The sequence below is a fragment of the Corallococcus llansteffanensis genome, assembly GCF_003612055.1.
Lineage (GTDB): Bacteria > Myxococcota > Myxococcia > Myxococcales > Myxococcaceae > Corallococcus > Corallococcus llansteffanensis.
In genome coordinates this window covers 1-12,596 of sequence record NZ_RAWB01000292.1, presented here as the reverse complement: position 1 = coordinate 12,596, position 12,596 = coordinate 1, and the positions used below count along the sequence as shown (strand labels likewise).

Sequence of the window (12,596 nt, the reverse complement as noted above, 5' to 3'; positions counted from 1 at the left end):
TCTCCCCGCGCGCCTCCTTCCGCGAGCTGCTGCGCCAGACGCGCGACACGGCCCTGGCGGCCTACTCCCACCAGGAGCTGCCCTTCGAGCGGCTCGTCGAGGAGCTCAACCCCCAGCGCAGCCTCAGCCACACCCCCCTCTTCCAGGTGATGCTGGTGCTGCAGAACCAGCCGCGCACCCAGCTGGCCCTGCCCGGCCTCGACTTCCGCGTCCAGGGCCTCGACAGCCGCACCACCAAGTTCGACTTCACCCTGATGCTCCACGAGGAGTCCGCCGGCCTCCAGGCCTCGGTGGAATACAACGCCGAGCTCTACGACGCCGCGTCGATGCAGCGGCTGCTGCGGCACCTGCGCGCCCTGCTCGTCGCCGCCACCACCTCGCCCGACCAGCCCCTCGCCGGGTTCTCCCTCCTCTCCGAGGACGAGCGCCGCCAGGTGCTGTTGGAGTGGAATCCCCCCCGCGCCGGGGCCGCCCCGGAGTCCACGCTGCACGAGTGCTTCTCCGAGCAGGCCCGGCGCACCCCCGACGCCCTCGCGGTGGTCCGCGACGACACGCAGCTGACGTTCGGAGCGCTGGAGGCGCGCTCCAACCAGCTCGCCCACCACCTCGTCGCGCTGGGCATCGGGCCGGACGCGCCGGTCGTCCTCTGCCTGGAGCGCTCCGTGGAGGCGCTCGTCGCCATCCTCGGCACGCTCAAGGCCGGCGGCGCCTACGTGCCCGTGGATCCGTCCTACCCCCAGGAGTGGAAGGACTTCGTCCTCAAGGACACGCGGGCGCGGGTGGTCCTCACGCAGCGGCACCTGGCGAGCGCCCTGCCCGCCACGGAGGCCCGGGTCGTGTGCCTGGGCTCCGACGGCGACGCGCTCACCGGACCGGACACCGCTCCGATCGTGGCGACGCGGCCCGAGAACCTGGCCTACGTCATCTACACCTCCGGCTCCACGGGACGTCCCAAGGGGGTGATGGTCCCGCACCGCAACGCGCTGCACCTGCGCCAGGCGCTCGCCTCCACGGTCTACGCCGGCACCCGGGGCCCGCTGCGCGTCAGCGTCAACGCGCCGCTCTCCTTCGACGCCTCGGTGAAGCAGCTCATCCAGGTGCTCGACGGGCACACGCTCTGCTTCGTGCCCGAGGAGGATCGCGGCGACATGGCGCGCATGTTGCGCCGCATCGAGAAGGACCGCCTGGACGTCCTCGACTGCTCCCCGGCCCACCTGCGCCTGCTGCTGGAGGAGGGGCTGCTGCGCCGTCCGGGCATCCTTCTCCAGCGCGTGCTCGTGGGCGGCGAGGCCGTGGACGTCGCCACCTGGGCGCAGCTTGCGCGCGCCACCAACACCCGCTTCTTCAACGTCTACGGCCCCACCGAGTGCACCGTCGACGCCACCGCCTGCGCCGTCTCCGAGTTCCCGGACGCGCCGCGCATCGGGCGGCCGCTGCCCGGCGTCCCCGGCTACGTCCTGGATGCCTCGCTGCGCCCGGTGCCCGTGGGCATCCCCGGCGAGCTCTTCATCGGCGGCCTCCAGGTGGCGCGCGGCTACCTCCAGCGCCCCGCGCTCTCCGCGGAGCGCTTCGTGCCGGATCCGTTCAGCGCCACGCCCGGCGCGCGCATGTACCGCACGGGAGACCTCGTGCGCTGGCGGGAGGACGGCCAGCTCGAGTACTTCCACCGCATCGACCACCAGGTGAAGGTGCGCGGCTTCCGCATCGAGCCGGGCGAGATCGAGGCGGCGCTCCTGGAGCACCCCGCGCTGAAGGAGGCGGTGGTGGTCGCGCGCCAGGACGCCCCCGGCGACGCGCGGCTCGTGGCCTACGCCGTCGCGCATGAGTCCTCCACGCCCGAAGCTCGGAGCGGGGAGTCCCTGCGCGACTTCCTGCGCCAGCGCCTGCCCGAACACATGGTGCCCACCGCCTTCGTGCTGCTGGAGGCGCTGCCGCTCACCCCCAACGGCAAGGTGGACCGCAAGGCCCTGCCCGCGCCGGACGCCTCCGCCGCCACCGCCGAGTACGTCGCCCCAAGCACCCCCACGGAGGAGCAGCTCGCGGACCTCTGGGCGGAGGTGCTGCGCCTGCCGCGCGTGGGCGCGCGCGATCACTTCTTCGATGCGGGCGGCCACTCCCTGCGGGCCACGCAGCTGGTGGCCCGCGTGCGCGCGACGTTCAGCGTGGAATTGCCCCTGCGCGCCATCTTCGAGGCGCCCGTCCTCGCGGACCTCGCGCGCCGCATCGACGCCGCGGGGAAGAAGGACGTCCTGCCGGCCCTCACGCGGACGCGGGAGCCGCGCACGGAGCCGCTGGAGCTTTCCTTCGCGCAGCAGCGGCTGTGGTTCCTCGACCAGCTCCAGCCGGGCAAGGCCACCTACAACATGCCGTACGCCCTGCGCCTGGCAGGGGCGCTGGACGTCCCCGCGCTGCAAGGTGCCTTCACCGAGCTGGTGCGCCGCCATGAGTCGCTGCGCACCACCTTCACCCGCCACCTGGGCTCACCCCGGCAGCTCATCCACCCGCCCTCCGCCTGGGTGCTGCCCGTGCAGGACCTGAGCGCCCTGCCCACCGCCGAGCGCGAGGCGCGCGCCCTGGAGCTCGCCCTGGCCGGCGCCCAACGGCCCTTCCACCTGGGCACCGGTCCGCTGCTGCGCACGGAGCTGCTGAAGCTCTCCGACACCGAGCACGTGCTGCTCGTCTGCATGCACCACATCGTCTCCGACGGCTGGTCCATGGGCGTGCTGGTGCGGGAGATGGCGACGCTCTACGAGGCCTTCACCCAGGGGCTGCCCTCGCCGCTGCCGGAGCTGCGCGTGCAGTACGCGGACTTCGCCGCCTGGCAGCGCGAGTGGCTCCAGGGCAGCGCGTTGCAGGCGCAACTGGATTACTGGAGTCAGCAGCTTGCGGGTGTCCCCACCCTGGAGCTGCCCACCGACAAGCCGCGCCCCGCGCTGCACAGCAACCGCGGCGCTTCCCACGCCTTCCGGCTGCCCGCCTCCCTCTCCGCCTCCCTGCGGCAGCTGGCCCAGGACTCCGACACCACCCTCTTCATGGTGCTGCTGTCCGCCTTCCAGGTGCTGCTGGCCCGCTACTCCGGCCAGGACGACATCAGCGTCGGCTCTCCCATCGCCAACCGCACCGACCGCGAGTTGGAGCCGCTCATCGGCTTCTTCGTCAATACCCTCGTCCTCCGCTCCCGCCTGGACGGGGACCCGCGCTTCACGGAGGTGCTGGCACGCGTGAAGGAGGCCTCGCTGGGCGCCTTCGCCCACCAGGACGTCCCCTTCGAGCAGTTGGTGGAGACGCTGGGCGTGGTGCGCGACCTCGGCCGCACCCCGCTCTTCCAGGTGGTCTTCTCCCTGCAGAGTGCCCCCACGCAGCCCCCGGCCCTGGCCGGTGTGCGCACCGAGCGATTGCTGGCGCGCAACGACACCTCCAAGTTCGACCTCGCGCTGACGATGACCGAGCGCGCGGGGCCGCTGGAGGCCCAGCTGGAGTACTGCGCGGACCTCTTCGAGCCCGCCTCCATGGAGCGGCTGGCGGGCCACTTCCAGGCACTGCTGGAGGGCATCGTCGAAAACCCGCGCCGGCTCCTGAGCCAGCTGCCGCCGGAAGGGCCGCTGCAACTGCCACCCTTGCGCCCCCAAACCCCGGCGCCCAATGCCTCCACCGGGCCCGCGCCCTTCGTCTCGCCCCACACGCCCCTGGAGGAGACCCTCGCCGCCATCTGGGCCGAGGTCCTCGACGGGCCCGCGCCCGGCGTGCACGACAACTTCTTCGAGCGTGGCGGCTCCTCGCTCTCCTCCGTCCTCATGCTCGCGCGCGTGCAGGACTCGCTGGGCGTGGAGGTCCCCCTGGAGCGCTTCTTCGCGGCGCCCACCATCGCGGAGCTCGCCAGCGCTCTGCAGGACGCGCCCGAGCCGGAGGTCCGCGCGCCGCCGCTGACGATCCAGCCGCGTCCGGACGCGCTGCCGCTCTCCTTCGCCCAGCAGCGACTGTGGTTCCTCCACCAGTTCAAGCCCGGCGACACCGCCTACAACATCTCCGCCTCCATCCGCATGGAGGGCGAGCTCGACATCGGCGCGCTCGAGCACGCCCTCACCGGCCTCGTCCTTCGCCACGAGGTGCTGCGCACCCACTTCGCCTCCACCGAGGCCGGGCCCGTCCAGGTCATCTCCCAGACGCCCCCCACCCTTGCTCACGTCGACCTGCGCGCGCTTCCTGACGCCGAGCGCACGGCGGAGCTCCAGCGGCTCACCTCCGAGGATGCGCGGCACCCCTTCGCCCTGGAGCGCGGACCGCTGCTGCGCATGACACTGGTGGCCCTGGGCGAGCGCGAGCACGTGCTGCTCGTCTCCATGCACCACATCATCTCCGACGGCTGGTCCGCCGCCGTCATGGTGCGTGAGCTGGTGGCCCTCTATCAGGCGCACTCCACCGGCCAGCCTCCGGCCCTCTCGCCGCTGCCCCTGCAGTACGCCGACTACACCCTCTGGCAGCGCGACCGCCTCCAGGGTGACGTGTTGCAAGAGCAACTGGACTACTGGCGCCAGCAGCTTCAGGGCGCCCCCGCCCTGCTGGAGCTGCCCACCGACAGGCCCCGCCCCGCCGTGCTCAGCTTCCGGGGCGCCCGGCTCCAGGACCACCTGCCCCGCGAGGTGGTTGAGCCCCTCAACGCCCTGGCCCTCCAGGAGAGGGCCACGCCCTTCATGGCCCTGCTGGCGGCCTTCCAGGTGCTGCTGGCCCGCTACTCCGGCCAGGACGACATCAGCGTCGGCTCGCCCATCTCCGGTCGCACCCACCCGGAGCTGGAAGGGCTGGTGGGCTTCTTCGTCAACACCCTCGTGCTTCGCGGTCACCTCTCCCCGCGCGCCTCCTTCCGCGAGCTGCTGCGCCAGACGCGCGACACGGCCCTGGCGGCCTACTCCCACCAGGAGCTGCCCTTCGAGCGGCTCGTCGAGGAGCTCAACCCCCAGCGCAGCCTCAGCCACACCCCCCTCTTCCAGGTGATGCTGGTGCTGCAGAACCAGCCGCGCACCCAGCTGGCCCTGCCCGGCCTCGACTTCCGCGTCCAGGGCCTCGACAGCCGCACCGCCAAGTTCGACTTCACCCTGGGGTTCAACGAGGAGTCCTCCGGCCTCCAGGCCTCGGTGGACTACAACGCCGAGCTCTACGACGCCGCGTCGATGCAGCGGCTGCTGCGGCACCTGCGCGCACTGCTCGTCGCCGCCACCACCTCGCCCGACCAGCCCCTCGCCGGGCTCTCCCTCCTCTCCGAGGACGAGCGCCACCAGGTGCTCCGGAGCTGGAACGACACAGCCCGGCCGTTCGATCTCACCAGCGTTCCCACGCGGTTCGAGCTCCAGGCCCGCCGCACCCCGGACGCCCCAGCGGTGATCCACGGGGACGAGCGGCTCACGTACGGGCAGCTCCATGAGCGCGTCGCGCGGCTCTCCCGGAGTCTGCGGGCGCGGGGCGTCGGCGCGGACGTGCCCGTGGCCCTGTGCCTCCGGCGCTCGCCGGACATGGTCGCGGCGATGTTCGCCATCCTCCACGCGGGCGGGGCCTACGTGCCCCTGGATCCGGGCTACCCGGCGGACCGGCTGGCCTGGATGCTCCAGGACTCCGGAGCCCGCGTGCTGATCACCGAGCGCTCGTTGCTGGGCACCGTCCCCGCGGACGGCCTGGACGTGCTCCTGCTCGACGAGGTCGCGGAGGGCGAACGGGCCTCCACGCCGGTCGCCGCGGACGCCGACGCGCTGGCCTACGTCATCTACACGTCGGGCAGCACGGGACGGCCCAAGGGCGTCATGGTGACCCGCCGCACCGCCGCCAACCTCCTGGACGCGGTGGACGCGTGGGTCAACCCCTCTGAACCGGGGACCTGGCTGGCCGTCACCAGCATCTCCTTCGACATCCACGTCCTGGAGATCCTCTGGACGCTCACCCGGGGCTTCCAGGTCGTCCTCCATGATGAGCAGGCCGCCGCGCGGGGCGACGCGCCCTCCCTGTCCCAGGTCCTGCGCCGCCACACCATCACGCACCTGCAGTGCACGCCGTCCTTCGCGCGCACCCTCGTGCTGGCCCCCGAGTCCGTTGTCTCGCTGGGGGCGCTGCGCCACCTCATCGTGGGCGGCGAGGCGCTCGCGGGCACGCTGGCGCGGCAGCTTTGCGCGGCGCTCCCCACCGCCACGTTGATCAACGGCTACGGGCCCACGGAGACCACCGTCTACTCCACCTCCCACGCGGTGGATCCGAAGGATCCCGCCGCGGTCATCTCCATTGGTGGGCCCGTCGCGAACACCCGCGTCTACGTGCTGGATGGCCAGGGGGAACCGGCGCCCGTGGGCGTCTCGGGCGAGCTCTTCATCGCGGGCGCCGGCGTCGTGCGCGGCTACCACCGCCGTCCGGAGCTGACGGCGGAGCGCTTCGTCCCGGACGGCTTCTCCTCCATGCCGGGCGCGCGCATGTACCGCACCGGCGACCTGGCGCGCTGGCACCACGACGGCACGCTGGAGTTCCTGGGCCGCACCGACTTCCAGGTGAAGGTGCGAGGCTTCCGCATCGAGCTGGGCGAGGTGGAGGCCGTCCTCTCCCGACACCCGGACGTCGGGCAGGTGGTGGCCGGCGCGCGCCGCGACGGCGCGGACAACGGACAGTTGGTGGCCTGGGTGGCGCCGAAGCCGGGCCACGCCGTGGACGCAAGCCTGCTGCGGACCTTCGCTCGAGAGCGACTGCCCGAGTACATGGTGCCCTCGCGGATCATGGCGCTGGACGCCTTCCCGCTCACGCCGAACGGGAAGGTGGACCGCAAGGCCCTGCCCGCGCCGGACGCTGTGGTGCTGGAGCGCGCGCAGTACGTCCCGCCCGGCACGCCGCTGGAGCAGCAGGTCGCGGATCTCTTCAGCGCGTTGTTGCGCGTCCCGCGGGTTGGAGCCCACGACAACTTCTTTGAACTGGGTGGTCACTCGCTGCTGGCCACGCAGTTGGTCTCCCGCCTGCGCTCCACCTTCGGCGTGGAGCTGCCCCTGCGCGCCCTCTTCGAGGCCTCCTCCGTCCAGGCCCTCGCCTCCCGCGTCGATGCCGCCCTCCAGTCGGGCCTTCGCTCCGAGGCGCCGCCCCTCGTGCCGATGCCCCGTCCCGAGGAGCTTCCCCTCTCCTTCGCCCAGCAGCGCCTGTGGCTCATCGACCAGCTGCAGCCCGGCTCCTCCACCTACAACATCCCCGCCGTCGTCCGCCTCGAAGGGCCCCTGCACCGTGAAGCCCTGCGCCAGGCCCTCTCCGCCCTGGTCCAGCGCCACGAGGCGCTCCGCACCTGCTTCCCCCAGCGCCACGGCCAGCCCTTCCAGCTCATCGCTCCTCCCTCCTCCCTGCCCCTGCGCGAGGTGGATTTGGAGGGCCTGGGCGACGCGACCGCGGCGGAAGCCCGCCGCCTCGTCTCCCATGAAAGCACCCTGGGCTTCGACCTGGCCCAGGGCCCCCTGGTGCGCGCGCTGCTGCTGAGGCTGGCGCAAGAGGAGCACGTGCTGGTGCTGACGCTGCACCACATCGTCTCCGACGGCTGGTCCATGGGCGTGCTGGTGCGCGAGGTGGCCGCCCTCTACGAGGCCTTCCGCCAAGGCCTGCCTTCGCCCCTGCCCGCCCTGCCGGTGCAGTACGCCGACTACGCCCTCTGGCAGCGCGGCTGGCTGCATGGCGACGTGCTGCACGCCCAGCTGGCCTACTGGCGCCAGCAGCTCACCGGAGCCGCTTCGCTGGAGCTGCCCACGGACAAGCCTCGGCCTGCCGTGCAGTCCTTCCGCGGCGCTTCCGTCCCCGTCCTGCTGCCCACGGCCCTGGCCGAGCGGCTGCGCGCCCTGGGCCACCAGCACTCCGTGACGCCTTTCATGCTGCTGCTGGCCGTCTGGCAGGCGCTGCTCTCGCGCTACTCGGGCCAGGCGGACGTCAGCGTCGGCTCTCCCATCGCCGGCCGTCAGCGCTCCGAAACCGAAGGCCTCATCGGCTTCTTCGTCAACACCCTCGTGCTGCGCTCGCAGGTGGATGCCTCACGCGACTTCCTGCAATTGCTGCGAGGCGTGCGCGAGGTGGCCCTGGGCGCCTTCGCCCACCAGGACGTGCCCTTCGAGCGGCTGGTGGAGGAGTTGCGCCCCGAGCGCGATATGAGTCGCAGTCCTCTCTTCCAGGCCCTCTTCGCCTTGCAGAATGCTCCGGCCGCGGGCCTCCAGCTTCGCGAGCTGGCGCTGCGTCCCGTGGAGAATGAGAGCCCCTCCACCCGCTTCGATTTGGAGCTGACGCTCTCCGAGTCACCCCAGGGCTTCTCAGGCGGCCTTCGCTACAACCGGGACCTCTTCTCCGCCTCCACCGCCCAGCGCCTGGCCTCCCACTTCCGCGCCTTCGCCGAAGCCCTGGTGGCCCAGCCCGAAGCACCCCTGGCCTCCGTCTCCTTCCTCTCCGAGGACGAGCGCCGCCAGCTGCTCGTCGACTGGAATGACACCGCAACGGAGTACCCGCGAGGCACCACCTTGCCGGAGGTCTTCGCCCAGGTGGTGGCCCACTTCCCGGAGAAGTGCGCCGTCGAATCCGAGTCCCTCCACCTCACCTACCGTCAGCTTGACGAGCGCGCGAACCAGCTCGCCTGGCACCTGCGTCGGCTGGGCGTCTCCACCGACTCGCGGGTCGCCCTGGCGCTGGAGCGCTCGGTGGAGCTCGTGGTCGCGCTGGTTGCCATCCTCAAGGCCGGCGGCGCCTATGTGTCCCTGGATCCGGCCTACCCGCGCGAGCGACTGGTCGCCATGCTGGAGGACACCGGCCCCCGTGTCCTGCTGACCTCACGGGAACTGCTGCCGAAACTCCCCCACGCGGGCCTCACCGCCGTGGTGCTGGAAGACGTCGCCCTGGACGCCGAGGCCCTCCAGGCTCCGCCGCCGGCCGCGCTGTCCGACAGCCTCGCCTATGTGGACTTCACCTCCGGCTCGACGGGCCGTCCCAAGGGCGTGGGCACGACGCACGCCGGGGTGCTGCGCACGGTGTTCGGCGTGGACTACGCCCACTTCGGGCCTGACGAGACGCTGCTGCTCATGGCGCCCATCGCCTTCGACGCATCCACGCTTGAACTCTGGGGCGCGCTGCTGCACGGCTCGAAGCTGGCCGTCTACCCGCCCCACGCGGTCTCCGACGCGCACACGCTGGAGACCGTGCTGATACGCCACGGGGTGACGACGCTGTGGCTGACCGCGGGCCTCTTCACCCAGGTGGTGGACACCCACCTGCCCGCGTTGCGCTCCGTGCGTCAGGTGCTCACGGGCGGCGACGTGATTCCTCCCGGCCCCGTGCGCCGGGTCCTGGAGGAGCTGCGCATCCCCGTCACGGCCGGCTACGGACCGACGGAGACGACCGTCTTCGCCACGAGCCATCGCTTCACGTCCGCCGAGCAGGTGGGCACTACCATCCCGCTGGGCCGCCCGCTGGGGAACACGCGGGTGTACGTGCTGGACGCGGCGGGCCAGCTGGTGCCCGTGGGAGTCACGGGCGAGCTGTTCGTCGGAGGAGATGGCCTGGCGCGCGGCTACATCGGTCAGCCGTCGCTCACCGCGGATCGCTTCATCCCCAATCCGTTCTCCGCCACGCCAGGGGCCCGCCTCTACCGCACGGGAGACCTCGTGCGCTGGGGGAAGGAAGGCGTCCTGGAGTTCCTCGGCCGCGCGGACGCGCAGGTGAAGGTGCGCGGCTACCGCATCGAGCTGTCCGAGGTCGAAGGCGCCCTGTCGTCCTTCCCCGGCGTGCGCGAAGCCGTGGCGATGGCCCGGGAAGATCAGCCCGGAGACAAGCGGCTGGTGGGCTACTTCGCCGCGCCCGAATCCCTGTCCCTCTCCGAGCTGCGCACCCATCTCCAGCAGCGGCTGCCCGAGTACATGGTGCCGTCGTCGCTGGTGCGCCTGGAGGCACTGCCCCTCACGGCGAATGCCAAGGTGGACAGGAAGGCCCTGCCCGTTCCGGAGTCGGCGTTGGCGGCTCGTCACGTCGACCACGTGGCGCCGCGCACGCCGACTGAAGAGCTGGTGGCGAGCCTCTTCGCCCAGGTGCTGCGCGTCGAGCGCGTCAGCGTGCAGGAGGACTTCTTCCTCCTCGGCGGCCACTCACTGCTGGCCACACAGTTGGTTTCCCGCCTGCGCTCCACCTTCGGCGTGGAGCTGCCCCTGCGCGCCCTCTTCGAGGCCTCCTCCGTCCAGGCCCTCGCCTCCCGCGTCGATGCCGCCCTCCAGTCGGGCCTTCGCTCCGAGGCGCCGCCCCTCGTGCCGATGCCCCGTCCCGAGGAGCTTCCCCTCTCCTTCGCCCAGCAGCGCCTGTGGCTCATCGACCAGCTGCAGCCCGGCTCCTCCACCTACAACATCCCCGCCGTCGTCCGCCTCGAAGGGCCCCTGCACCGTGAAGCCCTGCGCCAGGCCCTCTCCGCCCTGGTCCAGCGCCACGAGGCGCTCCGCACCTGCTTCCCCCAGCGCCACGGCCAGCCCTTCCAGCTCATCGCTCCTCCCTCCTCCCTGCCCCTGCGCGAGGTGGATTTGGAGGGCCTGGGCGACGCGACCGCGGCGGAAGCCCGCCGCCTCGTCTCCCATGAGAGCACCCTGGGCTTCGACCTGGCCCAGGGCCCCCTGGTGCGCGCGCTGCTGCTGAGGCTGGCGCAAGAGGAGCACGTGCTGGTGCTGACGCTGCACCACATCGTCTCCGACGGCTGGTCCATGGGCGTGCTGGTGCGCGAGGTGGCCGCCCTCTACGAGGCCTTCCGCCAAGGCCTGCCTTCGCCCCTGCCCGCCCTGCCGGTGCAGTACGCCGACTACGCCCTCTGGCAGCGCGGCTGGCTGCATGGCGACGTGCTGCACGCCCAGCTGGCCTACTGGCGCCAGCAGCTCACCGGAGCCGCTTCGCTGGAGCTGCCCACGGACAAGCCTCGGCCTGCCGTGCAGTCCTTCCGCGGCGCTTCCGTCCCCGTCCTGCTGCCCACGGCCCTGGCCGAGCGGCTGCGCGCCCTGGGCCACCAGCACTCCGTGACGCCTTTCATGCTGCTGCTGGCCGTCTGGCAGGCGCTGCTCTCGCGCTACTCGGGCCAGGCGGACGTCAGCGTCGGCTCTCCCATCGCCGGCCGTCAGCGCTCCGAAACCGAAGGCCTCATCGGCTTCTTCGTCAACACCCTCGTGCTGCGCTCGCAGGTGGATGCCTCACGCGACTTCCTGCAATTGCTGCGAGGCGTGCGCGAGGTGGCCCTGGGCGCCTTCGCCCACCAGGACGTGCCCTTCGAGCGGCTGGTGGAGGAGTTGCGCCCCGAGCGCGATATGAGTCGCAGTCCTCTCTTCCAGGCCCTCTTCGCCTTGCAGAATGCTCCGGCCGCGGGCCTCCAGCTTCGCGAGCTGGCGCTGCGTCCCGTGGAGAATGAGAGCCCCTCCACCCGCTTCGATTTGGAGCTGACGCTCTCCGAGTCACCCCAGGGCTTCTCAGGCGGCCTTCGCTACAACCGGGACCTCTTCTCCGCCTCCACCGCCCAGCGCCTGGCCTCCCACTTCCGCGCCTTCGCCGAAGCCCTGGTGGCCCAGCCCGAAGCACCCCTGGCCTCCGTCTCCTTCCTCTCCGAGGACGAGCGCCGCCAGCTGCTCGTCGACTGGAATGACACCCGCGCCGACTTCCCCGACGGTGCCTGCGTCCATGAGCTCTTCGCCGCCCAGGCGCGCAAGACTCCCGACGCCGTCGCCCTCCGCTTCGGCGACGCGCACCTCACCTACCGCCAGTTGGACGAGCGCTCCAACCAGCTCGCCCATGCCCTCGTCGCCCTGGGCGTCGGGCCCGACACGCCCGTCGCCCTCTGCCTGGAGCGCTCCTTCGAGTTGCTCGTCGCCCTCTTTGGCGTCCTCAAGGCCGGCGGGGCCTACGTGCCCCTGGATCCGGCCTACCCCCGTGAGCGACTGGCCTTCATGCTGGAGGACTGCGCCGCTCCCGTCCTCCTCTCCCACTCCTCGCTTCGCCACGAGCTGCTGCCCTACGCAGGCCACCTCCTCTGCCTGGATGAGGCAGAGGCCTCGCTGCGTGCACGGCCTCTCACCGCGCCCACCTCGCGCGTGACGGCGGAGAACCTGGCGTACGTCATCTACACCTCCGGCAGCACCGGCCGCCCCAAGGGCGTCATGGTGGCCCACCGTGGCGTGCCCAACCTCACCCTCGCCCTGGCTCGCGCCACCGCCTTGCGCCCCGGCCAGCGCGTCCTCCAATTCGCCTCCTTCAGCTTCGACGCCGCCGTCTATGAGGTGACGCTCGCGCTGCTCTCCGGCGCCACCCTCTGCCTCGCCTCGCGCGACGAGTTGCTGCCCGGACCCTCCCTGGTGGAGGTGCTGCGAAAGCACGCCATCGACTCGGTGCTGCTGCCGCCTTCCGTCCTCGCCCTGCTGCCCACCGAGGGCCTCGAAGGCCTGGGCACCCTCATCTCCGGCGGCGAGGCCTGCACCGCCGAAGTCGTCTCCCGCTGGGCCCCGGGCCGCCGCTTCTTCAATGCCTACGGCCCCACCGAGGCCACCGTCATCGCTTCTCTCCACCCCTGCGCGGAGGACGCTTCGGGCCCGCCCCCCATTGGC

1 protein-coding gene is annotated in these 12,596 nt (G+C 71.9%); it reads left to right on the top strand.

All coding sequences use genetic code 11. The features are described from left to right. Positions 1-12,596 (top strand): non-ribosomal peptide synthetase (locus D7V93_RS25100; protein ID WP_120645808.1); only part of this gene is annotated, 12,596 nt, incomplete at both ends.